Source organism: Rhizobium sp. B230/85, assembly GCF_019355735.1.
Classification (GTDB): domain Bacteria; phylum Pseudomonadota; class Alphaproteobacteria; order Rhizobiales; family Rhizobiaceae; genus Rhizobium; species Rhizobium rhododendri.
Map to the genome: position 1 here is coordinate 870,255 of NZ_CP072157.1, position 24,297 is coordinate 894,551.

The window sequence follows — 24,297 nt, forward strand, 5'->3', positions numbered from 1 at the left end:
ATAACACCGGCGCTCGCAGACAAGTCGGTTATCCGGCGGCGGGCTCGTGCCTGGCCGGCTCTTCTTCCCGACGGATGCGGAACCAGGCCACATAGAGTGCCGGCAGGAACAGCAGCGTCAGGACGGTGCCGACGACGATGCCGCCCATCATGGCGTAAGCCATCGGTCCCCAGAAGATCTCGCGGGAGATCGGGATGAGAGCTAGGGTGGCCGCCGCCGCCGTCAACATGATCGGCCGCATACGATGTTCGGTCGCCTCGATGACGGCAAACCATGGAGGCCGCCCCTCGCTTCTGAGGTGCTCGATCTGGACCACCAGGATGACCGAGTTGCGGATCAGGATGCCGATCAGCGCCAGGATGCCAAGGATCGCCACGAAGCCCATGGGCGAGTTGCTGATGAGCAGTGCCGATGCCACGCCGATCAATGCGGTCGGAGCGACAGCAAACACCAGGAACAGCCGGCTGAAGCTTTGCAACTGGAGCATCAAGATGGTTGCCATGGCAAACAGCATGAGCGGTCCAACGGCAACGATCGGCCCTTGAGATTTTGCGCTCTGCTCGACGGCGCCGCCATCGACGATGTTGTAGCCGGGAGGGAGCGTCTTGCGGAATTCGTCGACCTTCCCCTTCAGATCCTGGACGATGGTCGCAGGTTGCGTCGGACCGACCACCGCTGCCTTGATGATGATTGTCGGCACACGGTCGCGCCTCCATATCTCCGGCTGTTCCAGCTCATAGTGGAAGTTGGCAACCGCCGACAGTGGAACGGAGTTGCCGCTGGTACCGGGGAGCTGAAGATTTTTCAACGTCTCGATCGAGCCGCGATCAGCACCCTGAGCCCTGCCGATGACGTCGATCAGGTAGATATCGTCCCTGATCTGCGTGGCCGAAGACCCCTGCACGACGCTGTTCAGCGCAGTGGCGATATCGGCGGATGTCACGCCCAACTGGCGGGCCTTGTCCTGGAGAACGTCAACCTTCACCACGCGCGAGGGTTCGTTCCAGTCAAAGGTCATGTTGCTCAGCAGCGGGTGGTTGCCGACGATGCTGGCAAACCGTTGGGTGATGTCGCGCAGCTGCTGGATGTCCGGGCCGCTGACACGATACTGGACAGGCTTTCCGACGGGAGGCCCGATGTCGAGCAGCTTGACGAATGCGTCGGTGCCTGGGAACGTCTTGTTCAGATAGGCCTGCAGCTTGGTGCGCACCTGGTCGCGCACCTCGACGCTCTTGGTCACGATCACCATCTGGCCGAACGACACGTCGGGGTCTGGACGTCAAAGGACAGGATGAAGCGCGGTGCGCCCTGGCCGACGTAGCTGGTCCAGTGCGAGATATCGGTGTTGCCGACAAGCGCTTCCTTCTCGAACTGCGCCATCTGCCTGTTGGTCTCGGAGATCGAGCTGTTATGCGGCAGGTTCCAGTCGACGACGAGTTCCGGGCGGTCTGACGACGGAAAGAATTGCTGCTGCACGATGCCCATGCCGCCGACGGAGAGTGCAAAGGCAATCACGGTCAGGCCGATGGTGATCCAGCGGAAGCGCATGGCGAGCCGCAGCAACCAGGAAAACGTGCGTGCGACGCGACCTTTGTTGTCGTGGTGGGACTTCAAGGTCTTTGGCAGGAATGTGACGCCGAGGAGCGGCGTGAACACCACGGCGACGATCCAAGAGACCACCAGGGAAACTGCAATGACGACAAACAGGGTGAAGGTGAATTCGCCGGCAGCACTGCTGTTCAAGCCCACCGGAATGAATCCGGACACAGTCACCAATGTCCCGGTCAGCATCGGGAAAGCCGTCGAAGTGTAGACATAGGTCGCGGCCGTCTTCAGGTCGTCGCCCTCCTCGAGGCGGGCAACCATCATTTCCACCGCGATCATCGCATCGTCCACCAGCAATCCGAGGGCGATGATCAGCGCGCCGAGCGAAATTCGCTGTAGCGAGATGCCGCTGTAGGACATGACGAGGAAGGTGATCGCCAGCACCAGAGGGATCGAGATCGCCACCACCAGGCCCGCGCGGGCGCCAAGGCTGATGAAGCTGATGGCAAGAACGATGACGATGGCTTCAAACAGCGCACGTGTGAAGCCCGATACCGCTTCGTCGACGACTGCCGGCTGATCGGAAACGCGTGCCACGTCCACGCCGATTGGCAAGTCGGCGATGATGGCATCCATCTTCTGATCGAGACCCTTGCCGAACTCCAGGAGGTTGGAGCCGGCGCGCATGCCGATCGAGAGGCCGATTGCCGGCTGTCCGTTGTAGCGGAACAGGGCCGAGGGTGGGTCGACATAGCCGCGCTTGATCGTGGCAACGTCCGAGAGTGGGAAGAAGCGGTTGTTGACACGAAGATTGATGGATTTCAGACTCTCTTCAGACGTGAACTGGCCACCGACGCGCAAGGCGATCCGCTCCGGCCCGGCATCAACGAAGCCGGACTGGGTGACAGCGTTCTGGTTGGAAAGCGTATCGATGATTGACTGGCGATCGATCCCCAATGCTGCGATCTTGCGGGTCGAGAACTCCAGGTAGACGACTTCGTCCTGCGCCCCGATGACATCGACCTTTCCGACGTTCGGGACAGTCAGGATACTGGAGCGGGCGGTCTCGACGAGATCGCGCAGCTGCCTCTGGGTCAGGCCGTCGCCCATGAAGGCGTACATGTTGCCGTAAACGTCGCCAAATGTATCGTTGAAGGTCGGTCCCGTGACACCGGAAGGGAAATCGCCCTTGATGTCGGCGATCATGTTGCGAACCTTGACCCAGATCCCCGCAACATCCTTGGCCTTGGTGGTATCGAGCAGATCCACGAAGACGGTGCTTTGCCCGGCTGTGGTCTCGCTACGCGTGACGTCGAGCGCATCCAGTTCTTCGAGTTTCTTCTCGATGCGGTCGGTGACCTGCCGGCTCATCTCGTCGGCCGATGCACCCGGCCACTGGGCCTGGATGATCATCGTCTTGATCGTGAAATTCGGATCTTCCTCGCGGCCGAGATTGATGTAGGAAAACACACCGGCGATCAGGAAGACGATCATGAAATACCAGACGAGCGAACGGTGCTCGAGCGCCCAGTCGGAAAGATTGAATTTTTTCACGGATTTTCACCTTGATCGATCCGGACAGCCTGGCCGTCGCTCAGTTTATGAACTCCGGCGACGACAACGCGTGCGCCAGGATTGATGCCGCCCGTGACCTTCACGGAGCCGCCGTCGACGACAGGTCCGTCAAGCGTCACCGGATGAAGGGAGACCTTGGCCGCAGCCGTATCGACGAGCCAGACATTCGGCTTGTCGTCATTCAGCAGAATGGCCGAGGACGGCAGCACGATGAACGGCTGGGAAGGAATGGTCGCCGACGCCGTGATCACCGAGCCGATGCGAAATGCGTCGGGCGGGTCGATGAGCGTGATTTTCGTTCGGCTTGTGCGGGTCAGCGACTCGGCCTCCGGGGCGACCTCGCGGATCACGCCTTTGGCGACCACGGTCGGATCGAGCTGCAGCGCCACTTGGAACGGGGCTCCCACGGTGAGCTTGCCGAAGCTTGCTTCCGGGATATCGATCACCGCATCGCGCTGGTCGGGGCGAGCGATCGTCACGACACTCGATCCGGCGGAAACCACCTGGCCGACTTCGGCCGAGGTTGCCGTCACGACGCCATCGAACTCGGCATGCAGCTTGGCGTAGCCGAGTTGTTCCTGCGCCTTGTCAAGACTGGCCTGCGATTTACCGACACCGGCAATGGCGCTCTTATAGGCCTGAACCGCCTCGTCGAGCGATTCCTGGCTTCCCGACTTGCTGGCCGCTAGAGCGCGCTGGCGCTCCTGGCTGGACGCGGCATTGGCAAGCGTTGCCTGGCTGTTTGCCAGATCGGACTGGGCGCTCCTGACCGCAAGTTCGAGCGAAATCGGATCGATCGCGGCGACGACATCACCCTTTTTGACGAGGTCGCCGACGCTGACGTTGCGGGCGATGACCCGGCCGAGCACGCGAAAGGCGAGCTGCGTCTCGATCCTGGCTTCCACCGTGCCCGGCAGCGAAAGCGTGGACGCCTCCGAGGACTTGGCGACGATGGAGAGCACCGGACGGATGGGCTCCTGGTGGGCTTCCTGCTTTTCGCAGGAGGTCAGCATGGCCAGCCCGAGAATGGGTAAGATGTAATGACGGAAATTCATTGGGCGGCGCCTTTACCGTAGGAAACGACCTGGTCGGGACGCAGGAACTTGGTGCCATCGACGACGATGATGTCGCCGGGCGCGACGCCCTTGATGACGCCGAATTTCCCCGTTCCATAAGTGGAGACATCGACGGGACGGATGGAAACTTTCGAGGATGCGGGGTCGACCACCCAGACAGCCGTATGCCCGGCCTTGGAGGCCATTGCAGACCATGGAAGCTCGATCATCGGCTCGGCCTGTGAGCGGAACGTTCCTGCAACCGGTGCTCCCAGTGGCATCGTCGGAGCATTTTCGAGGCCAACCTTGACCTTGATGGTCCCCGTCGTGGAATCGATCGTCGGCGAGATCTCGCGTATCGATGCCTCGACATGGCGGGTCGGGTCGGAGAGCAGCGTGATGGTGACCTTGTCGACGGGCTTGTTCTTCAGGAAAAGCGACTCGTAGACGTTGAACACGGCATCGCGCGGCCCGTCATGCGCAAGCGTGAAGACCGCGGATGCTGCCTGGGCGACCTGACCAACTTCGGCATTCCTTGCGGTGATCACGCCATCGGAGTCAGCCCGCAACTCTGTATAGGAGAGAGCGTCCTGCGCTGTCTCGAGCGAGGCCTGGTCGGACTTGGTGGTCCCCTGTGCCGTCAGTAGCGTCTCCTGCGCCTGGTCGAGCGAGGCCTTGGTGGTCACCTGCGTCTTGAAGAGGTTGAGCTGGCGCTGGTAGGCGAGCTGAGCTTGCGTCTCTACGGCCTGCGCCGATTCAAGGGTGGCCTTTGCCACCGCCAGATCGGCCTTCTGCTCGGCGGGATCGATCCTTGCCAAAACCTGTCCAGCCTTGACGGCCGAACCGACGTCGACGAGCCGCTCGATAATCTGTCCGCTCACCCGGAACGAAAGGTCGCTCTGGACGCGTGCGTCTATCTCGCCGGTAATGGAATTGCTCGCGGCAATTGGCGCGGTTGAAGCGACGACCGTCTCCACCAGCTTCGGTTTGGCCTCGCTGCTCTGCTGCTTGTCGCAGGAGCACAGCACGGCGGCAGCCGAAGCCAGCAGCGCGATGCTAAAAACGCTTTTCATGAAGTGGCCTCTTGTTATGAGTTTCCGCTTGATATAATTGACTAACTCAACAGTCAATGGATTTTTGCACCAAATCTCCACAGACAGTTAAGCAGAGAGACATACAAATGACTAATGAAGTAAAAATCACCCGTGCCGAGCAAAAAGCACGGCGGCCAAAGCAAATTCTCGATGCTGCTTTCGAAGAGTTTGTCGAGCGCGGCTACGTTGCCACGCGGGTTGAAGACATTGCGGAACGCGTCGGCGTCACGAAGGGGACGATATACGTCTATTTCGAAACGAAGGAGGAGTTGTTCTCAGCCATGATCAACCACATCTCCACGCCTTTTGAAGATATACTGACAAGCGGCAGGAAGCTCGAGGGAAACTGTGAAAATCGCCTGCGGACGCTGATCGAGATCCTCTACGACAATTTTCTCGGGAGCCGGCGGATGCGGGAACTCCTGCGCTTTGTGATTGCAGAAGGCACGCGCTTTCCCCACGTGATCGACGAGAATCACAGGCGGTTCATCGAACCGCTGATAAGCTTTGCCCAGTCCATCATCGATGAAGGCCAGCGCAACGGCGAGTTCAAGACCGGACCTGCCTCGACGGCCGAAGTCGTGATGTCTCCCATCATGCTGGCCATGGTTTTCAGGCTGATCTTCGACGATCGTCGCGCATTCGACAGGGAGACCTCTCTCGCGGCGCATTTCGACATGATATTCAACGGATTGCTGCCCCGCTAACCCAGACACCAGACGCATGGGCGAAAAATGCCAACGCGCCGACCTTGTCGGATCAAGCCAAACTCTATACTCGAGAGTCGAACCGAACGGTTCGGTTCGATCAATTCGTGAGATAGCTTCATGATTTTTCCTCGCGCGGCCTCCCCCGCCATCCTCCTTCTTCTCGCCGGCTGCGTGAGCGGTCCTGATCACAAGCCGCCGGTGATGCCGCTGCCTCCTACTTTCTCGGAAGGGACCACGAAGGCCAACGAAGACATCGCTGGCCGCCAGTGGTGGACGGCCTATCACGACAAGAAGCTCGAGAGCCTCGTCGCCACCGGCCTCGCCCAGAACGTATCGATCCTGTCGTCGATCGAGGCCACGGTCGCCGCCCAGGGTGACGTCACGGTTGCCGGTGCCGGCGCCCTTCCCAGCCTTTCGGCCGATGGGTCGAACACCACCAGCGGCGAAAAAGGCAAGCTACGCACCCAGCTGGCCACCACGAACTCGACTGCCGGCGACCTGACGGCATCCTGGTTGCTCGATCTTTTCGGCCAGTATCGCCGCGCCCGCGAAGGGGCACTCGACTCGCTCGACGCCGCCTACGCCACGGTCGACGTCACGCGGCTGACCTATCTCCAGGATCTGGTGACAAGCTATATCAATGCCCGCTATTATCAGGCGCGCATTTCCATCGCTGCCGATAGTCTCGCCTCCCGCCGCAAGACGCTGGAGCTGACAAAGTTCCAGATGGTTGCGGGAGCGGCCTCGCGCCTGGACGTAGTACAGGCCGAAGGTCTCGTCAATTCGACGCTTTCCGAAGCGCCGGGCCTCGAAATCAGCTACCGACAGCAGGTCCATCACATCGCGACATTGCTGAACATGCCCCCGACAACCGTCATTGCCGACATGCGCAGTGGAGGCAGGCAACCTGTCTTCCGCGGCAATGTCGCCACCGGCGTTCCCGCCGACCTCATCCGCAACCGCCCGGACATCCGCAAGGCAGAACGGGACCTCGCAGCAGCAACGGCCCAGATCGGCGTCGCCGAAGCCAAGCTCTATCCGAGCATCTCGCTCAGCGGCTCGATTTCGCCCTCCTATGTCACATCCAGCGGATCGCATGGCAGTTTGACCTCATGGTCGTTCGGGCCGACGCTCAATCTTCCGATCCTCGACGGAGGTTCGCTACGCGCCAACGTCAAGATCGCCGAATCCAACGCTCGGGCCGACTATTTGACATGGAAGTCCACGGTGCTGACTGCCGTCGAAGACGTGGAGAATGCACTTTCGGCTGTCCGTCGCGATGCACAGACGATCTCCGCCCTGCGTGCCCAGGTCAATTCCTACCAGGAGGCCCTGCAGCTCTCGACCGATAGCTATAAGGACGGCGCGTCGTCTCTGTTGAACGTCATCGACGCCCAGCTTTCGCTTGCGACCGCAAAGGAAAGCCTGGCTGCCGCAATCCAGCAGAGCGCCACCGATTACGTGTCTTTGAACGTTGCGATCGGCGCGGGATATGCGGGTACCGACAAGGGCCCGCGGACATAGACGACCGCTTTTGCAGGAGCCAACCATGACTGAACTGGACCAAGGAACCGTGCTTGACGTCGCCATCGGCCTTGACCGGATAACCGCGTTGGTTGCCGGCGTTGTCTGCGACACCATCCCGTCGGCCTTCTCGGACGACAAATTCACATTTGTCGAACTCAGCGTGCTCCGCCATCTCGTCATCTCTGGCCCCACGACCTTTGATGCGCTGAAGAGAACGGCGTCGGTCACGGACGAGTTGTTGACTGAAGTCATGTGGTCGCTGTGCGACGGCGGCAGCATTGCCGATGAGAACGGCCGGGTTTCGCTCACCGAAAAGGGCGCTGAAAACCTGCGGCATCTGCAGGCCTCCACCACCAGCGCCTATGTCGATGCCCTCCAGGATGTCCCGCCCGATATCTTGAAGGGCTTGGCGAAATCGCTCGGCGAAGTGCTGAGGCATGTCCCTCCCCACCCGACGGCCAACGCCTCTGCCAGCGACAGACCCGGCTGTTAAGACCTGCAAAGGACCAACCGATGGCAATGACCAAGTGCGGTCTGCGGCGCAACAACGGGGCAGCGCCGCGTAACCGCAAGCGCAGTTCGGCGAGGATCCTGTTGAGCACCGTGATTGTCGCTGCCGTGGCCGGCGCTGTCTTGTTCCCGGCACCGATGTTGCTTGACGTCCTCAAGAAAGCTGCGGCACTGACGGATGTTCTCTTGACGAAAGTGATGTGGTCGCTATGGGTCGGCGGCAGCATAGCCTCAGGCGACCACAGCTCTTTCGTCAGTGATAAAGGCATCGATGAACGCCCCTTATTGCGGGTATCCGTCGAAGCGCTCAGCGGGCGCAATCAGCCGCTGGCAAGCAGCCCCGTTATCATCAGCATCTAAATTCTGGAAAGGACGACCCCATGGACACCGGCAAGGGCGCAAAGCCCGAAAACGATAGGCGAAAATCGAAATGGTTGGTTGCGGGCACCTTGATGGTGGCATCAGCCGCCATCGGATGGTGGCTCGCAGGACCGACATCGGACGACAACAATGCCTCGCAGATCCTCGCCACCGCGCCGCCCGCCGACACCGCTGCATCAGGCACGCACGCCGCGACCAATCCGTGAATTCGTCACGGGATTGCTGCGAGAGTCTCTACCGGGCACGAGAGAAGCATCTTCCTCTCAGCCACCGGCCCTAGTTGTGCCAGTCCGCCGCCTTGCCGAATTCATTAACGGGCAGCGTGGCGCCGAACGTCCAGATGCGTGGGCATTCCACTTCTGAAAGCCGCTGCCTGCACCACGTCTCGAGATCGGATGAAAGTTCCTCTTCGGCACAGCTCGAAACGGGGACGACGAACGCCTTCAGGCGAGCGCCGGCCGGCATCTGCGCGACGCGCACCGACGCCGCCTGTACCTTGGGATGCTGCTCCAGCACGGCCGCGATACGCTGCGGCCAGACATTTATTCCACCGATCTGAAAGCCGCCATCGCGCCTGCTGCCGACGGTAAACGCCCGGTCGGTTATCCTCTCCAAGGCATCTGGAACATCATGGATCGCTCCATCCCAACGACGCAGCCTCACGCCCGAAGCCGTATTCCCGCGACCGTTTTCGAAACTCCAGAGCGGCATCAAGGTGTATCGGTCGGATGGATGCCGGCGCCAGCCGATCCCCGCCGTCTCGCTCGATCCGTAGAGTTCGGTCATGCCGCCAAGCCCGCGATCGATCAGGGACGTCATCAGCGGAGCGGGGCATGGCGCGGTAGACACGACACCTTCGACGTCGGCGACCCAGGTGGAGACAGTGCGATCGATTGCCGCCCACCTGTCTGGGAAGGAGACGACAAGGTCTCCCGGCAACAGCCCGTTGTTCAGAAATCGTGGAGATGAGGTCGCGCCGGAGATGACATCCACAGAAAGCCGGTCGGCGAGGAAGGCAGTCAGCAGGCAACCGTAGATGTGATGCGCCGGTGCGAGCGCAATGATGCGGCGGCGCGAGGTAAAAAGGCCGGCAAGAAATCCAGCCTCCCCGTTCAGCACAGCAGCGCCATGCACGCATCTCTTCGGCAGGCCTGTCGAGCCCGACGTCAGGAAGGTCATCTTCGAAACACCGTCCGCCCAGGCGGCCTCGATAGCATCGAGCCAATCGCCAAACGTGTCCATTGCGGTCGGATCGAGATCCTGCTCGCCTTCGTAGAGGTGAAACATCTCGTTGATGGCAGACCCGACCATCATCATTTCCAGCGAATCCAAGCCAAGGCCTGCGTTGTCGTCGCGCCCCATGGACAGGTCCTCGGACCATGACCCCGCAGTGGAGGCTCTCACGCTGCGGGCTCCGCTTGACCGGTTTCTCGCGCTCTTCACCTCCGCCTCGATCAGGCTTTGCAGAACGCGGGCAGTCGCAGCGCGGCTGAGCATGAGGATCAGGCCAACACGGTTTTCATAGGTGCGGATTCCGTCCGGTTGCGGCCCGCGCGCTTGGCCCTGTAGAGCGCTCCGTCGGCAGCGGCAAGCAGTGCTGCCGCACTTCCGACTGACAAGGGACCGGCTGCACAGCCGAAGCTTGCCGTAACCTTCAGCAGCGAATCTCCGACACTCACGGGCACGGAGGCAATGGCGATCCGGACGCGCTCGGCGATTTCGACCGATTCCTCCAGAGACGTGTCGGGCAGGAGGATTGTGAATTCCTCGCCGCCGATGCGCGCAAACGTGTCGCCGGGCCGCATCATTGTCTGGCATGCGTTGGCCACCGAACGCAGCACATCGTCGCCGACGCTGTGGCCGTAGCTGTCGTTGATCAGCTTGAAGTGGTCTATGTCGAACATGAGGATGGCGAAGGATCGTCCGGAGCCGCGACTTAGCACATACTCTTTTTCGGCAGCTTCGAAGAACGCACCGCGGTTGTAGGCGCCGGTCAGGTGGTCGGTTCGCAACAGCCGCTTGAGTTCCAGCATATCCGTGTCACGCCGCTCCACCTTGCGCATGATGACGGTGTATCCCTGGATCGACGTGTCGCTGCCAGCCGTTTTGTCGGCGCATACGGCGATGAGGCTCTGGCACCAGTAACGCTCGCCGTCGCGTCGCAGGCCCCAGCCTTCGTCGATATGCCAGCCGTCCCTTCGTGCGTGTTCGAGGCGACGGTCCATATAGGCCCCCTGCCCGCCCGGCTGCGGCTCGACCAGATCGCCAATCGGCATCCCCTCCAACTCGAACGCGTCGAAGCCGGTCTGCTCCAGAAGGGTGGAATTTACCGCATCGATCACGCCATCCGTACCAAGCGATGCGACGCCGAAATCCTTGACACCCTCCAGCAGCGACCCGAACCACGTCTCGGCTTCCCTCAGCCGTCGCTCCTGGCGGACCTGAAGCGACACATCGGTCAGCGTCACCACGTAACGCTCGTCCTTCAGCTTGACGATGGTGCAGTTCAGGATGCGCTGCTCGTCGGGCTTGTCGGCGGCTATCGGCCCGGCGTAAATGCGGTGGTTATCGCAAATCGTTCCCCGCCTGCCGGCAAAATCCTGGATCAGCGAGCGCAATTCGGGAGCCGTGTTTTCAAACACCGTCAGCAAGTTTGTCATGATGCCGTCTGTCGCCAGCGGTATGACGAGTTTCATGGCAAGCGGGTTCATCAGGTTTATCGCGCCGTCGCGCGCCATGTCGACAAGGCCGACGGGACATGCGTAGACGAATTGCAGAAGCTTTTCGTATTCGATCTCTTGCGACTGTTCCATGACGGTGCCCGATCAGCGCAGTATCAGAATGTATCTCAGCGCCAAATCCGACCCTTTCAGCAGGCGAAGCCGAACAGGGGTGGGACGCATACGCAATGTCAGGACATAAGGAATGATGTCGTCGATCTGATCTTCGTCCTCGAACCGTTGCGCGACCAGAAAATTATTCATGCACTGGGCAATTTCATCGAAAAAGTCCGAACCCAGGACGGTTTCCCGACGAAGTCCGGCAAGAGATGATTCCGTCGCATTATAGCGTTCGACGATACCGTCTGCATTGAGGCCGACCACCCCGAATGCGAGGCTGTCGAACGTCGTGTCATCCATCTTTTCCAGAGCCAGCCCAGAAATACCTTCGAACGAAGCCGTCACCCTTGATCCCCACTCTGTCACATGGCCCCGTCGGAGCCAGCCCTGCAGAAATTAGCAGAACCTCCAAAGTGGTGGAATATCGTAAATTGACAAGAAGTGAAAACACAAACACTTAGCGGCCTCCGTGACGATCCGGGCGCCCTTAGGGATCGCGTCACAACCATGGCAGAAACACCGGCGCGGCGCCGCGCCATCCAAGGGTGCAATTGACATCAGGGACTTGCCTCAAGCCGACCGATAAGTGTCGCCGGTGGCAGCCAGACTCTTCTGCTGCGAATCATGCCAGCGTTCGAACTCGCGAGGCTTCAGCGGCTTTGCAAAGAGATAGCCCTGCGCCTCGTCGCAATGGATGCCGGCAAGAATGTCCCGGGCTTTCCTGGTTTCCACACCCTCGGCGACGACGCGGTAGCCGAGGTCGTGGCTGAGGGAAATCATCGATCGCACGAGGTTGCGCTCGCGCGTTCCGTCCTCCAGGTTTCTGATGAAGGACCGGTCGATCTTGACGACGGTTGCCGGCAGCAGCTGGAGATAGGACAAGCTGCTGTAGCCGGTGCCGAAATCATCGATGGAGAGACGGATGCCGGCCTCCGCCAGAGAGCGCAGCTTTTCCATTGCCTTTGCCGCGTCCTTCATGATCGAGCTTTCCGTCACCTCCAGCTCCAGCATCTCAACCGAAATTTCGTGACGACGCAAAGCAAGACCGACCTGCTCGGCAAAGTCTTCCTCTTCCAGATTGGCTGCAGAGACGTTGACGGACAGCGGCATATGCAGGCCGGTGTCCTTCCAGGCCCTTGTCTGGCGAAGGGCGGCATCCAGAACCCAGGCTGTCATTTTCCGCACATGCGGCGAATGCTCGACGATCGCCACAAACTCGCCGGGCGAGACGGCGCCAAAGTCCGGGTGGCGCCAGCGCAACAGCACTTCGGCCGCCACGCAGCGACCACTTGCAAGATCTATGCGCGGCTGGAACACGACCGACAATTGATTGTCTGAATCGAGAGCCGTGCCGAAATCCTCCAGCAACCGGAAGGCGCGTTCGTGCTTGGCGTGGCTGGAGGCCGAAAAAAGGCTGACCCGGGCCTCGGTGCTACGTGCATCCTGGGCGGCACTGTTCAATTGCTGCAAAAGTTCCGCCGGGATGATTTTTCTGGCGATAAACGGCGCAACACCCATCACCGGCGTCATCACGAACCTGAGGCTCAATCCAGCTTCGATCTGCGCCAGCATAACGCCAAGTCTGGCAAGATATTTTTGTTTTCGGACCGCTTTCGGAGCGATGAAAGCGAATTGCGTCGATGACACGTGATAGGTGGTTCTTGCGTGGCCGAGGGACAACCGGATGATCCGTCCGGCCTCCCGAATGCAGGTGTCGACATGGGCCGGACCCATCACCCGCGCGAGCGTATCGATCTGCGCGCTATCGGCAAGATCGACCAGAACGGCAAAACGTTGAAGCCCGCTGGCATCGTCCAGTACGAGGTCGGAAAGGTCGTCGAAGAACTGCACCCGGTTTGGCAGACCGCTGATCGGGTCGATCCGGCCGATGGAATGCTGCAGTTCGATTTGCGACATTACCATCGCGGCGAGGTCCCGCAAGCCCGAAAGCTCTTCCTCCGTCGCGGTGCGCGGCTCCGTTCCAAGGACGCAGAGGGCGCCGAGGCCGTGCCCCTCGCGCGTTATCAAAGGGGCGCCGGCATAGAAGCGAATGCCGCTTTTGCCAAGAACGCTTTCCCGGTAGCAACTGTCCCCTGCCATATCCGGAATGACCAACAGGTCCTTGGATTCCGCCACTTGCGCGCACGGCGCGCGATCCCGAGGAATGGAGTCGTGATCGACGCCGACGCGGGATTTGAACCATTGCCGATCGACGTCTGTCAGTGACACGGCAGCGATCGGCAGGTTGAAAATTTTGCTTGCCATTCGCGTTATGCGATCAAAATTTTCACTGGCTGGCGTATCGAGAAGCCCGAGATTGTATAGCGCCTCGAGGCGCTCTTGCTCTGTTGAGTTTGTCATGGGAAATCTGTTCAAGCTGACGCTCCAATGCGTCTGATCACAAGCTAACACCTGTCGATTATCGATTACAGAAGAAAGCATATCTTATTTTAACAATGTGCCAGATGAGGCGCTTCACCGGCAATTCCAAGCATTTCATCGCCTATTGGCCTTGCTCCGGCCTGTCGGCGCCGGAGCCGCCGTTCCCTAAATGCCCCAGACAAACGCTTTTGCTTTGGCGACAAGGCTGCTAGAGGGCGGCGTTTTGAAGCAAGGAAAAGATTATGAAAATGCTGGTTCGCCTGATCCTCGTCATCGTCATCGCACTGGTCGCGACGGTCGGTTTTCGCTGGTATCGCTACGTCACCAACACCGACAGCCCCTATGATGAAGTCGGCATCACGCTCAATTCCTCCATGCCCGCCCCGATCAACGCCTGGGGCTGCGCGCGCCTGAAGACGACGTTTTCCAACAACCTGCCCCCATACGGCTGCGCCGCTGCCGACGGCAAGAGCTGGAAGTAGGCTCGGTCTTTTAAAACAAATAGTCATTTGCACCGTGCGCCCATCCAAGCGCGCTGCAGCATCTGCCGGGGCAGCCGATCCCGGCAGCACGCTTGAGCCGACCCGGCTCGGGCACATTTGCGGCCTAAGCGCTTAGCCCAATAATTATGCAATTTCATGGATGCACAAAAAAGCGCTTGACGCCTCGCTGCAACGTGGCTTGAATGGAACCAATCAAACATTGGTTCGCCTTGAGCTGGAATATGACCGTGAGCAACCTGCCGGAAAATTCGACCTATGCTCTGGAACGGCTGAGAGGCCTGCTGCACTCGGGCGAGCTCGATGCAGACGGCAAGCTGCCCACCGAGCGGGCGCTGTCGGAACAGTTCGACGTCAGCCGTCGCGCCCTGCGCAGGGCTCTCGAGGTGCTGGAGGCAGAGGGTTTGATCTGGCGCAAGCAGGGATCCGGCACCTATGCCGGACCGCGCCCCGATGGCTGGAGCGAGCACGTCGGCTCGATCGTCGCCAGCACCGATATTACGGAAATCATGGAAGTCCGCTTGCGGATCGAACCGCAATTGGCCCAGCTTGCCGCGATCCGCGCCAAGGACATTTCGATCAGGCGCATGTACGAACTGGCGCAAAAGATCTACCGCAGCGACGATGCGGACGGTCGGGAATTGTGGGACGGCGCCCTGCACCGGCTGATCGCCCAGAGCGCCGGTAACCAGTTCTTCCTGACAATTTTCGACTTTATCAATCACGTTCGCCAGGACGAAGCGTGGCAAACCATTCGCGAATTGGCCCGCAGCAACAGCCGCACGCGGGAGCGGACCCACGATCAGCATCGGGCCATCATCGACGCGATCGCGGCACGCGACCCGATGGGCGCTGCCGAAGCGATGCGACAGCACCTTCTGCTGCTGCAGGAAAGCCTGATCCGCGTCACCTCCTTCGACGCCCAACTGCCGGCACTGCGGCAAGAGGATGCCTGAGGCAGCATTGAGAATACCACAGATGGATCCGGCCTTGACCGGACCGCGCCATAAACAGGGGAAACAAAAATGAAAATCGCCAAATTTCTATCGCTACTCTCCATCGGCACCCTCTGCGCCCTGCCGGCGCTCGGTGCCGAGCTAAAAATCGGGCTGCAGGACGACGCCGATGTGCTCGACCCCGCCCAATCCCGTACCTTCGTCGGCCGCATCGTCTATACGGCCTTGTGCGACAAGCTGGTCGATGTGACGGCGAAGCTCGAGTTCGTTCCGCAGCTGGCGACAGCCTGGAAGTGGTCGGCTGATGGCAAGGAGCTGACGATGACGCTACGCCAGGGCGTCAAGTTCCACGACGGCACACCCTTCAACGCCCAGGCTGTCGTAGACGATATCCAGCGCAACAAGACGATGCCGGAATCGCGACGTAAGAGCGAACTCTCCTCCGTCACCAACATCGAGGCAACCAGCGAATACGAGGTGAAGTTCACGCTGAAAGCGCCGGACGTGACACTGCTTGCCCAGCTCTCCGACCGCGCCGGCATGATGGTGTCGCCCACAGCCGCCAAGGCCGCCGGTGCAAAATTCGGAGATCATCCCGTCTGCTCCGGCCCGTTCAAGTTCGTCGAGCGGGTGCAACAGGACCGCATCGTGCTTGAGAAGTTCCAGGACTACTGGAACAAGGACAATATCTTCATCGACAAGATCACCTATCTTCCGATCCCGGACACGACAGTGCGCCTCGCCAATCTGCGCTCGGGCGATCTCGACATGATCGAGCGCGTTTCAGCCACCGATGTGGCGACGGTCAAGGGCGACCCCAAGCTCGCCTATGCCGACGCCGTCGGCACGGGCTGGCTCGGCATCTACGCCAACATCGGCAACGGTCCGCGCGCCAAGAACCCGATGGGTGAGGACAAGCGGTTGCGCCAGGCATTCTCGCTTGCCATCGACCGGGAGGCGGCAATGCAGATCGTCTTTGACGGCACGGCGCTGGCCGGAAACCAGCCGTTTTCGCCCAATAGCCCCTGGTTCGACAAGGATATCCCGGTGCCCGCCCGCGATGTGGACAAGGCCAAAGCCCTGATCAAGGCGGCCGGCTTTGAGCGCGTGCCCGTAGAAATCGCCGTCACCAACGATCCCGTCACCCTGCAGATGATGCAAATCATCCAGTCGATGGTCGCCGAAGCCGGCTTCGACGTAACGCTGAAGCCGACGGAATTCGCCACCCTGCTCGATGCCCAGACGGCCGGAAACTATCAGCTCAGCCGCTCCGACTGGTCGGGACGGGCCGATCCGGATGGTAACATCCAGCAGTTCGTTACCACCGGCGCCGGACTGAACGATTCCAAGTACAGCAACCCCGAGGTCGACAAGCTGCTGGTCGAAGCTCGCCAGTCGCAAGACGCCGCAGTCCGCAAGCAAAAATACAATGCGGCGCTCGCCATCCTCAACGATGAATTGCCGATCATCTATCTCGGCCATTCCGCTCGGATCTGGGCCTACAACAAGGCCGTCACCGGCTTTGTCCCCTCGCCTGATGGCATGATCCGCATGGTCGGCGTCAAGAAGAGCGGCTAATCGAGCCAGCCGCGCGGGGAACTCTCGCGCGGCCGATGCAAAAGGTTGGGATCGGCCATGTACACCTACATCGGAAAGAGACTGCTCGTCGCCATACCGACGCTCATCATCATCTCGATCTTCGTCTTTTCGCTGCAGAAGCTTTTGCCCGGCGATCCAGTCCTTGCCATGGCGGGCGAAGAGCGGGACCCGCAGGTCATAGAATTCCTGCGTGAGAAATACCGGCTGAACGATCCCGTCGTCTATCAATACGGGTACTGGCTGGGCGCGGTGCTCAAGGGCGACCTTGGCATCTCGCTGCGCACCAACCAGCCCGTCCTCACCCTGGTCGCCCAGAAACTGCCGGTGACCTTGCAGCTGGCCATCATGTCGATGATTTTTGCCGTCGTCATCGGCATTCCGATGGGCATCCTCGCGGCCGTCAAGCGCAACACGATCATCGACTTTTTCGCCAACATCGTCGCGTTGTGCGGCCTGTCGATCCCGAATTTCTGGCTCGGCATCATGTTGATCCTGCTGATTTCGGTAAAGCTCGGCTGGCTGCCGGCCTCCGGCTACCAGCCCTTCTTCGACGATCCGCTGCAATCGATCAAGACGATGCTGATGCCCGCCTTCGTGCTGGGCAATGCGCTGGCGGCAACCCTGATGCGCCACACACGATCCTCCATGCTGAGCGTGCTCAGCGCCGATTACATCCGAACGGCGCGCGCCAAGGGTCTCAAGGAATCTGCCGTGGTATTGCAGCATACGTTTCGCAATGCGCTGCTGCCGATCATCACCATCAGTGCCCTGCTGTTCGGCGAACTGCTGGCGGGCGCGGTGCTGACCGAGCAGATCTTCACCATTCCCGGCTTCGGCAAGCTGATCGTCGATGCCGTCTTCAACCGCGACTATGCGGTCGTCCAGGGCGTGGTGCTCTGCACCGCCGTGGGCTTCATTTTCATGAACCTCGTTGCCGACGTGTTTTCCGTCCTTCTCAATCCGAGACTAAGGGCCGCCCTATGAGCACGATCAACCCCGTCGCTTCCATCCCGGTTTCAACCGCCAGCCCGCGCTTGACCAACCGCGCATGGCGCAAGCTCAAAGCCAACAAGGGCGCGCTCATTGGGCTTGTCATCATCCTGTTCTTTGTCGTCATGGCGATTGCAGCACCCCTGCTGCCCATCCCCAATCCTATCGCCACCAGCTGGTCTTCCATCCGCAAGGCACCCTCAGCGGCCCATTGGCTGGGCACCGACGACATCGGTCGCGACATCCTTTCGCGCATGATCTGGGGCGCGCGGGCGTCGCTGATGGCCGGCATCTTCTCGGTGGCCATCGCAGTCGTCATCGGCGTGCCGCTCGGCCTTGTCTCCGGCTATTTCGGCGGCTGGATCGACATGATCATCTCGCGTGTGACGGAAGCGTTTCTCGCCATGCCTTTCCTGATCATGGCCATCGCGCTTGCCGCCTTCCTCGGACCAAGCCTCACCAACGCCATGATTGCCATCGGCCTCTCCGCCATGCCCGTCTTCATCCGCCTGACGCGCGGCCAGGTGATGGCCGTCAAGACCGAGGAATATGTCGAAGGCGCCCGCTCGATCGGTCTTCGTCACTTCAGCATCATCACCCGCTACATCCTGCCCAACGTGCTCGCCCCGATCCTCGTACAGGCCACCCTAACCATCGCGACTGCAATCATTGCCGAGGCGAGCCTCTCATTCCTCGGCCTCGGCCAGCAGCCGCCGGCACCGAGCTGGGGCTCCATGCTCAACGTCGCCAAGAACTTTCTCGGCCAGGCGCCGTGGATGGCCATGTGGCCTGGAGCGGCGATCTTCCTCGTCGTTATCGGTTTCAATCTTCTCGGCGACGGACGCGATGCCCTCGACCCGCGCGACGCCTGATTACTCTCAAAGGACTTTGCCATGAACGCTTTTACCACGCGCCCCGAGATCCTCGGCACCTTCGGTGTTGTCACATCCACCCACTGGATCGCCTCGGCGGTCGGTATGAGCATCCTGGAAAAGGGTGGCAATGCATTCGACGCCGCTGTTGCTACCGGTTTCGTCCTGCAGATCATAGAACCGCATCTGTGCGGTCCAGGCGGCGATCTGCCGGCGCTGATCTATTCGAAGAAGAAGGGCAAGGTGGAGGTGATCTGCGCCCAGGGTCCCGCCCCGGCCGGCGCCACCATCGAGCACTACACGAGTGAAGGCCTGACGCTCATCCCCGGCGATGGGCTGCTATCGACCGTCATTCCGGGCGCCTTCGACGGCTGGATGCTAATGCTGCGCGACTATGGCACGATGACCGTCCGCGATGTTCTTGAGCCGGCTATCTATTACGCCGAAAATGGCCATCCAGTCCTTCCCCGGGTTTCGGCAACCATCAAGGGCCTTTCCCAATTCTTCGAAACGGAGTGGCCTACATCCCATGCCCACTGGCTTCCCGGCGGTTCTCATCCGGAGCCACATTCGAATTTTCGACAGCCGGCACTGGCCGAAACATGGCGCCGGGTTATCGCCGAGGCGGAAAGCAAGCGCGGCCGCGAGGCGCAGGTCGATGCTGCCCGAGACGCATTCTACAAAGGGTTCATTGCCGAGGCGATCGATGGCTACGTGCGCAACAATGCGGTGATGGACGCGAGCGGAACAAGGCACAAGGGCGTACTGACCGGCGAAGACATGGCCGGCTGGTCGGCGACCGTCGAGGCGCCGCAGACGTTCGACTATCATGGCTGGACGGTGGCAAAGACCGACACCTGGGGTCAGGGACCCGTCTTCCTGCAGGCGCTGTCGCTGTTGAAAGGCTTCGATATCGCCGCGATGGACCCGGCGGGCGCCGATTTCGTCCACACCGTCACCGAGGCGATGAAGCTCGCCTTTGCCGACCGCGAAATCTACTACGGCGATCCCGATTTCTGCGACGTACCGCTCGACCACCTCCTGTCGGAAGCCTATGCTGCGGAACGTCGCAAGCTGATCGCACCCGAAGCCTCGATCGACCTGCGCCCCGGCAAGCTTGTGGGTTTCGAGGCCCAGTGGGACGCGACGATGGCCATGCTGGATAACTCGGCTGCCAAGTCGGGCGCCGTCTACGAGCCGACCATGTCGCATCTGACCGAAAAGCGCGGCGACACCGTGCATATCGACGTGATCGACCGCGAGGGCAACATGGTGTCCGTGACACCCTCGGGCGGCTGGCTGCAATCGTCTCCGACCATTCCGGGCCTCGGCTTCTGCCTCAATTCCCGGGCCCAGATGTTCTGGCTGAAGCCTGGGCTGCCCTCGTCGCTTGCACCCGGCAAGCGGCCGAGGACCACCCTGACGCCGTCGATAGCACTCAACGAGGGCCGCCCGGCTCTGTCTTTCGGAACGCCCGGTGGCGACCAGCAAGACCAGTGGCAGCTGGTGTTCTTCCTGCACTACGTCCACCACAAGATGAACCTGCAGCAGGCGATCGACACGCCGCTGTTCCACACGACCCATTTTCCGAGCTCGTTCTATCCCCGCACCCGCGAGCCAGGCGGTTTGACGGTGGAGGCGAATTTCGGGTCGGAGGTGCTGGAAGCCCTGCGCGCCAAGGGTCACCGGTTGACGGTTGCGGACGAGTGGACCGTTGGCCGGCTGACTGCGGCCGGACGCGACGCCTGCGGCTTGCTCCGGGCAGCGGCCACACCGCGGCTGATGCAAGCCTATGCAGTGGGGCGTTGATATGACCTGGTCCATCGTTACCCGCGATCCCGAAACCGGCCACCTCGCCATCGCCGTCGCCACGCGTTTTTTCGCGGTCGGCAGCATCGTGCCTCATATACGCGGGGGTGTCGGCGCCATCGCGACGCAGGCTTTCTCGAGCCCGCTCTATGGAACGGACGGCCTGATCATGCTGGCCGAGGGCAAGACGCCGCAGCAGACCATTGCTGCGCTCACAAATCGCGACGACGGCCACGAGCAGCGTCAATTGCACCTGATCGACGGCAAGGGCCGCAACGCCGCCTTTACCGGGGGAAAATGCATCGATTGGGCCGGCCATCTCGTCGACGAGAACGTCTCCGTTGCCGGCAACATGCTGTCCGGCCCGCAGGTGATCGCCAAAACGCTCGAGACATTCAAAAAGACGTCCGGAGCGCCGTTGGCCGAACGGCTGCTGGAAGCGATGCAGGCCGGCGAAGACGCCGGCGGCGACAAGCGCGGGCAGCAATCTGCAGCGCTCGTGATTTACCGCGACCAGGACTATGCCTGGCTCAACATCCGCGTCGACGACCACGCCGAACCGCTCGCCGAACTGCGGCGTCTCTACGCCGTGGCAAAGGAGCGCTACCTGCCCGTCGCCGAAACCGCGCCAACCCGGGAAAACCCGAGCGGCATGATCGACCGCAGCGCAATCGATGCGGAAATTGCGCGGATGGAGACCGAGCGCAAGGCCGCCGGGCTATCGTCGGCCTCCTTTGCCACCTCGCCGAAATCCGTTTGAAACTCGGCCGCCCATAGCAGATATCGAGGTACTCCATGACCGATACAGCCGCTGAGAAGACCATGACCGGTGCAGTGCCGGTGCTGTCAGTCTCCCATCTGACGACCTCTTTTCGCGTCGATGGCCAGTGGCGTTCGGTCGTCCGCGACATCTCCTTCGATGTCATGCCCGGTGAAACCGTGGCGATCGTCGGGGAAAGCGGGTCGGGCAAGAGTGTGACCTCGCTGTCGATCATGCGCCTGCTTGCTGCCAACAGCAGCCGGATCGAGGGCGGCATCCTGCTTGGCGGCCGCGATATCCTTTCGCTGTCGGACAAGGAAATGAGAGGCGTTCGCGGCAAGGACGTCGCGATGATCTTCCAGGAGCCGATGACCTCACTCAATCCGATCTTCACCATCGGCCGCCAGATCTCGGAGGCACTCACCTGCCACGGCGATATTTCGAAGGCCGAGGCAAAGGCAGAGACCATTCGCCTCCTTGAGAAGGTGCGCATTCCCAACGCCGCCTCGCGCTTCAATGAGTATCCGCACCAGTTCTCTGGTGGCATGCGCCAGCGAGTGATGATTGCCATGGCGCTAGCCTCGAGGCCGAAGCTGTTGATCGCCGACGAGCCGACCACCGCGCTCGACGTGACGATCCAGGGGCAGATCCTAGACCTCATCAAGATCCTGCAGGAGGAGGAAGGCATGTCCGTCCTCTTCATCACCCACGACATGGGCGTCGTCGCCGAAATTTCCGACCGCACCATCGTCATGTATCGCGGCGAAGCGGTCGAGAGCGGCGCCACCGACGATATCTTCCATCGCGGCAAGCATCCCTATACCCGGGCTCTCCTCTCCGCCGTCCCCCGCCTCGGTTCGATGACGGACAAGGCCTGGCCGCTGCATTTCCCCGTCGTCGATGCTGCCACCGGTGTCCTCCAGCAACCGGGCGAGGTGGCAGACACCGTCGATCGCCGCCAGACGCCGATCCTCGACGTCAAGAACCTCACCACCCGCTTCGATATCCATGGCGGCCTGCTGGGGCGAAAGACCGGCGCCATCCATGCGGTGGAAAACGTCTCGTTCGATCTCTTCCAAGGCGAAACGCTGTCGCTTGTCGGCGAAAGCGGTTGCGGCAAGTCGACCACCGGGCGCTCCATCATGCGCCTCATAGAGCCCGATGGCGGAGAGGTGCATCTCGACGGCTACGACGTGATGAAGCTGGATTCACTTTCCCTTCGCCAGATGCGCCGCAGCATCCAGATGATCTTCCAAGACCCGTTCGCCAGCCTCAATCCCCGGCTGACCGTCGGCTTTGCCGTCGCTGAGCCCGTGATCGAGCACGGCCTCGCTACCCGCGCCCAGGCGCGCGACAAGGCGGCCGACCTGCTGGAACGCGTCGGCCTGAAGGCCGACATGATGAGCCGCTACCCGCACGAGTTTTCCGGCGGCCAGCGCCAGCGCATCTGCATCGCCCGTGCCCTGGCGCTCGATCCGAAGGTCATCGTCGCCGACGAGAGCGTCTCGGCGCTCGATGTCTCCATCAAGGCGCAGGTCTGCAATCTGCTGATGGACCTGCAGCAGAGCCTGCACCTCGCCTTCCTGTTCATCTCCCACGACATGGCGGTTGTCGAGCGCGTCAGTCACCGTGTCGCCGTGATGTATCTGGGTGAGATCGTCGAGATCGGACCGCGCGCGGCGGTGTTCGAAAACCCGCAGCATCCCTATACGAAGAAACTCATCGCGGCGGTTCCAGTCCCCGATCCCTCGCGCCGGGGCATCAAGCGGGATATGTCGACGGATGAGCTCAGAAGCCCGATCCGTGCCATCGGCTATGAGCCGCCTGTACGCCGCTACCGCGAAGTATCTGCCGGTCACCTCGTGCGGCTCGACGAGCCCGCCTGACCGGCAGTTTGCGCAGACCCTATCCGGGGTCTGATGTCGTGATCATCATGCGTCCTGCAGATAGGGCGCGATCAGGCTGAGGTCGGCTTCGCTCAGGCGATCGGTGGCGGTGTTTTTCTGGTGCCAGTAGGGGTATTGCAGCCAGGGTTGGCTGACCTTGTCGAGCCCTGCCCGCTCCTCGTCGGTAAGCTTGAGTTCGGCAGCAGCAAGGTTGTCCCTGAACTGCACTTCCGTGCGGCCGCCGATGATGACGGAGGTCACGCCCTTGCGGCCGATCAACCAGGCAAGAGCCACCTGGGCGGCAGACACGCCACGGCTGTCGCCGATTTCGACCAGCGCGTCGACGATATTCCAGAGGCGGTCTTCGTCGCGGATCGGCGGTTCGGTCCAGCCGGCAAACTGGCGCGTACCTTCCGGAGCTGCCTGATTGCGGCGATGCTTGCCTGACAGAAGACCGCCGGAAATCGGGCTCCAGATCAGGATACCGAGACCCTGGTCGATGCTGATCGGGATGAGTTCGTTTTCAGCGTCTCGGCTTTCCAGCGTGTAGTGGATCTGCTGGCTGACAAAGCGCTGGTAACGATCACGCTCGGCAACGCCAAGCGCCTTCATGATGTGCCAGCCGGAAAAGTTGGAGCAGCCGATATAGCGGACCTTGCCCTGACGCACGAGCGTATCCAGCGCCTCCATGGTTTCCTCGACCGGCGTCGTCCCGTCCCATTCGTGGACCTGATAGAGGTCGATGACATCGGTCTTCATGCGCTTGAGGCTGGCTTCGCAACCGGCGATCAGGTGCTGGCGGGAGAGGCCGCTGCTGTTCGGGCCGTCGCCCATCGGGAAGCGCACTTTGGTGGCGACCAGAACATCGTTCTTGCGGGGCCCACCGATGATCTCGCCGAGAATTTCCTCGCAGACACCTTGCGAATAGGCGTCGGCCGTGTCGATCAGGTTGACGCCGGCATCGACGCAGATATCGACGAGGCGCCGCGCCTCGTTGACGCCGAGATCACCGACGGTCTTCGCCCAGCCGACACCGCCGAAGGTCATGGTGCCCATCGTGATCGTCGAGACTTTCAGGCCCGAACGGCCGAGTTGCCGATATTCCATTTCTCTCTCCCATTTTCGCGCCGGCAGCACTAGCCGGTCAATTCCGCACCAACTGAACCAATGACAACGCCGACAGTTGCATCCTTGTCGATGACACACGCGACGGAATGCAAAGGACACCGGCCTGCTGGCGACGATGCGTGCATACCCTATCGCCAACGTCCGAGCGCCGCCATCGCTGCAAAAATGAGAGCCCCGA

20 protein-coding genes and 1 pseudogene are annotated in these 24,297 nt (G+C 61.1%); 13 read left to right on the top strand and 8 right to left on the bottom strand.

Annotated features, from left to right (window positions below):
* Nucleotides 1–28 precede the first annotated feature (28 nt).
* From J5289_RS22095 to J5289_RS22105, 3 genes and pseudogenes are all read right to left on the bottom strand, one after another.
* Nucleotides 29–3,099: pseudogene (locus J5289_RS22095) on the bottom strand (efflux RND transporter permease subunit).
* Nucleotides 3,096–4,175, bottom strand: a complete 1,080-nt coding sequence (locus J5289_RS22100) for an efflux RND transporter periplasmic adaptor subunit (RefSeq protein WP_209207268.1) — start codon at nucleotides 4,173–4,175, stop codon at nucleotides 3,096–3,098. The pseudogene J5289_RS22095 and the gene J5289_RS22100 overlap by 4 nt, the downstream one beginning before the upstream one ends.
* Nucleotides 4,172–5,248: an efflux RND transporter periplasmic adaptor subunit gene (locus J5289_RS22105; RefSeq protein WP_142831306.1), complete on the bottom strand. Its 1,077-nt coding sequence runs from the start codon at nucleotides 5,246–5,248 to the stop codon at nucleotides 4,172–4,174. Before J5289_RS22105 ends, J5289_RS22100 begins: the two co-directional genes overlap by 4 nt.
* A 107-nt stretch (nucleotides 5,249–5,355) precedes the next feature.
* Between J5289_RS22105 and J5289_RS22110 the strand changes: the two genes are divergently transcribed.
* From J5289_RS22110 to J5289_RS22130, 5 genes are all read left to right on the top strand, one after another.
* Nucleotides 5,356–5,976 (top strand): TetR/AcrR family transcriptional regulator, encoded by a 621-nt coding sequence (locus tag J5289_RS22110; RefSeq protein WP_142831343.1) that lies wholly within the window; start codon nucleotides 5,356–5,358, stop codon nucleotides 5,974–5,976.
* Between the two features lie 120 nt (nucleotides 5,977–6,096).
* Nucleotides 6,097–7,503, top strand: a complete 1,407-nt coding sequence (locus J5289_RS22115) for an efflux transporter outer membrane subunit (protein WP_209207267.1) — start codon at nucleotides 6,097–6,099, stop codon at nucleotides 7,501–7,503.
* A 25-nt stretch (nucleotides 7,504–7,528) separates the two neighbouring features.
* Nucleotides 7,529–7,999 (top strand): hypothetical protein, encoded by a 471-nt coding sequence (locus J5289_RS22120; protein ID WP_209207266.1) that lies wholly within the window; start codon nucleotides 7,529–7,531, stop codon nucleotides 7,997–7,999.
* Between the two features lie 20 nt (nucleotides 8,000–8,019).
* A complete protein-coding gene (locus tag J5289_RS22125; protein ID WP_142831309.1) occupies nucleotides 8,020–8,376 on the top strand; it encodes a hypothetical protein in 357 nt (118 codons plus the stop codon).
* Between the two features lie 20 nt (nucleotides 8,377–8,396).
* Nucleotides 8,397–8,603, top strand: coding sequence for a hypothetical protein (locus J5289_RS22130; protein ID WP_143123244.1), 207 nt, complete (start codon nucleotides 8,397–8,399; stop codon nucleotides 8,601–8,603).
* Nucleotides 8,604–8,673: 70 nt separating this feature from the next.
* Here J5289_RS22130 and J5289_RS22135 read toward each other — a convergent pair whose 3' ends face one another.
* From J5289_RS22135 to J5289_RS22150, 4 genes are all read right to left on the bottom strand, one after another.
* Complete coding sequence (locus J5289_RS22135; protein WP_209207265.1) at nucleotides 8,674–9,801, bottom strand: hypothetical protein; 1,128 nt, start codon at nucleotides 9,799–9,801, stop codon at nucleotides 8,674–8,676.
* Nucleotides 9,802–9,899: 98 nt separating this feature from the next.
* Nucleotides 9,900–11,210, bottom strand: a complete 1,311-nt coding sequence (locus tag J5289_RS22140; RefSeq protein WP_142831312.1) for a sensor domain-containing diguanylate cyclase — start codon at nucleotides 11,208–11,210, stop codon at nucleotides 9,900–9,902.
* A gap of 12 nt (nucleotides 11,211–11,222) precedes the next feature.
* Complete coding sequence (locus J5289_RS22145; RefSeq protein ID WP_202617198.1) at nucleotides 11,223–11,582, bottom strand: PAS domain-containing protein; 360 nt, start codon at nucleotides 11,580–11,582, stop codon at nucleotides 11,223–11,225.
* 225 nt (nucleotides 11,583–11,807) lie between these two features.
* Entirely contained in the window at nucleotides 11,808–13,598 is a 1,791-nt protein-coding gene (locus tag J5289_RS22150; RefSeq protein ID WP_209187938.1) for a bifunctional diguanylate cyclase/phosphodiesterase, read from the bottom strand.
* A gap of 263 nt (nucleotides 13,599–13,861) precedes the next feature.
* Here J5289_RS22150 and J5289_RS22155 point away from each other — a divergent pair, with 263 nt between their 5' ends.
* The 8 genes from J5289_RS22155 (at nucleotide 13,862) to J5289_RS22190 (ending at nucleotide 22,991) form a co-directional block, all read left to right on the top strand.
* A complete protein-coding gene (locus J5289_RS22155; protein WP_142831314.1) occupies nucleotides 13,862–14,101 on the top strand; it encodes a hypothetical protein in 240 nt (79 codons plus the stop codon).
* Nucleotides 14,102–14,343: 242 nt separating this feature from the next.
* Nucleotides 14,344–15,075, top strand: coding sequence for a FadR/GntR family transcriptional regulator (locus J5289_RS22160; protein ID WP_142831315.1), 732 nt, complete (start codon nucleotides 14,344–14,346; stop codon nucleotides 15,073–15,075).
* 69 nt (nucleotides 15,076–15,144) lie between these two features.
* Nucleotides 15,145–16,653 (top strand): ABC transporter substrate-binding protein, encoded by a 1,509-nt coding sequence (locus J5289_RS22165; RefSeq protein WP_209207264.1) that lies wholly within the window; start codon nucleotides 15,145–15,147, stop codon nucleotides 16,651–16,653.
* 57 nt (nucleotides 16,654–16,710) lie between these two features.
* On the top strand, nucleotides 16,711–17,658 hold the full coding sequence (locus tag J5289_RS22170; protein ID WP_209207262.1) for an ABC transporter permease: 948 nt from the start codon (nucleotides 16,711–16,713) through the stop codon (nucleotides 17,656–17,658).
* Entirely contained in the window at nucleotides 17,655–18,536 is an 882-nt protein-coding gene (locus tag J5289_RS22175) for an ABC transporter permease (RefSeq protein WP_209207261.1), read from the top strand. Before J5289_RS22170 ends, J5289_RS22175 begins: the two co-directional genes overlap by 4 nt.
* 21 nt (nucleotides 18,537–18,557) lie before the next feature.
* Complete coding sequence (locus J5289_RS22180; protein ID WP_209207256.1) at nucleotides 18,558–20,345, top strand: gamma-glutamyltransferase family protein; 1,788 nt, start codon at nucleotides 18,558–18,560, stop codon at nucleotides 20,343–20,345.
* A 1-nt stretch (nucleotide 20,346) separates the two neighbouring features.
* On the top strand, nucleotides 20,347–21,105 hold the full coding sequence (locus J5289_RS22185) for a DUF1028 domain-containing protein (RefSeq protein ID WP_209207255.1): 759 nt from the start codon (nucleotides 20,347–20,349) through the stop codon (nucleotides 21,103–21,105).
* Between the two features lie 35 nt (nucleotides 21,106–21,140).
* Nucleotides 21,141–22,991 (top strand): ABC transporter ATP-binding protein, encoded by a 1,851-nt coding sequence (locus J5289_RS22190; protein ID WP_247750724.1) that lies wholly within the window; start codon nucleotides 21,141–21,143, stop codon nucleotides 22,989–22,991.
* Nucleotides 22,992–23,036: 45 nt separating this feature from the next.
* Here the strand turns inward: J5289_RS22190 and J5289_RS22195 are convergent, their stop codons facing one another.
* Nucleotides 23,037–24,098 (bottom strand): aldo/keto reductase, encoded by a 1,062-nt coding sequence (locus J5289_RS22195; RefSeq protein WP_209207253.1) that lies wholly within the window; start codon nucleotides 24,096–24,098, stop codon nucleotides 23,037–23,039.
* Nucleotides 24,099–24,297 lie beyond the last annotated feature (199 nt).

Bases quoted from the DNA above. Each gene is read 5' to 3' on its own strand.
- J5289_RS22115 (WP_209207267.1), top strand. From the start codon at position 6,097: ATGATTTTTCCTCGCGCGGCCTCCCCCGCCATCCTCCTTCTTCTCGCC.
- J5289_RS22150 (WP_209187938.1), bottom strand. From the start codon at position 13,598: ATGACAAACTCAACAGAGCAAGAGCGCCTCGAGGCGCTATACAATCTC.
- J5289_RS22155 (WP_142831314.1), top strand. From the start codon at position 13,862: ATGAAAATGCTGGTTCGCCTGATCCTCGTCATCGTCATCGCACTGGTC.
- J5289_RS22130 (WP_143123244.1), top strand. From the start codon at position 8,397: ATGGACACCGGCAAGGGCGCAAAGCCCGAAAACGATAGGCGAAAATCG.
- J5289_RS22170 (WP_209207262.1), top strand. From the start codon at position 16,711: ATGTACACCTACATCGGAAAGAGACTGCTCGTCGCCATACCGACGCTC.
- J5289_RS22110 (WP_142831343.1), top strand. From the start codon at position 5,356: ATGACTAATGAAGTAAAAATCACCCGTGCCGAGCAAAAAGCACGGCGG.
- J5289_RS22190 (WP_247750724.1), top strand. From the start codon at position 21,141: ATGACCGATACAGCCGCTGAGAAGACCATGACCGGTGCAGTGCCGGTG.
- J5289_RS22105 (WP_142831306.1), bottom strand. From the start codon at position 5,248: ATGAAAAGCGTTTTTAGCATCGCGCTGCTGGCTTCGGCTGCCGCCGTG.
- J5289_RS22140 (WP_142831312.1), bottom strand. From the start codon at position 11,210: ATGGAACAGTCGCAAGAGATCGAATACGAAAAGCTTCTGCAATTCGTC.
- J5289_RS22100 (WP_209207268.1), bottom strand. From the start codon at position 4,175: ATGAATTTCCGTCATTACATCTTACCCATTCTCGGGCTGGCCATGCTG.
- J5289_RS22160 (WP_142831315.1), top strand. From the start codon at position 14,344: ATGACCGTGAGCAACCTGCCGGAAAATTCGACCTATGCTCTGGAACGG.
- J5289_RS22165 (WP_209207264.1), top strand. From the start codon at position 15,145: ATGAAAATCGCCAAATTTCTATCGCTACTCTCCATCGGCACCCTCTGC.
- J5289_RS22180 (WP_209207256.1), top strand. From the start codon at position 18,558: ATGAACGCTTTTACCACGCGCCCCGAGATCCTCGGCACCTTCGGTGTT.
- J5289_RS22195 (WP_209207253.1), bottom strand. From the start codon at position 24,098: ATGGAATATCGGCAACTCGGCCGTTCGGGCCTGAAAGTCTCGACGATC.
- J5289_RS22125 (WP_142831309.1), top strand. From the start codon at position 8,020: ATGGCAATGACCAAGTGCGGTCTGCGGCGCAACAACGGGGCAGCGCCG.
- J5289_RS22175 (WP_209207261.1), top strand. From the start codon at position 17,655: ATGAGCACGATCAACCCCGTCGCTTCCATCCCGGTTTCAACCGCCAGC.
- J5289_RS22120 (WP_209207266.1), top strand. From the start codon at position 7,529: ATGACTGAACTGGACCAAGGAACCGTGCTTGACGTCGCCATCGGCCTT.
- J5289_RS22185 (WP_209207255.1), top strand. From the start codon at position 20,347: ATGACCTGGTCCATCGTTACCCGCGATCCCGAAACCGGCCACCTCGCC.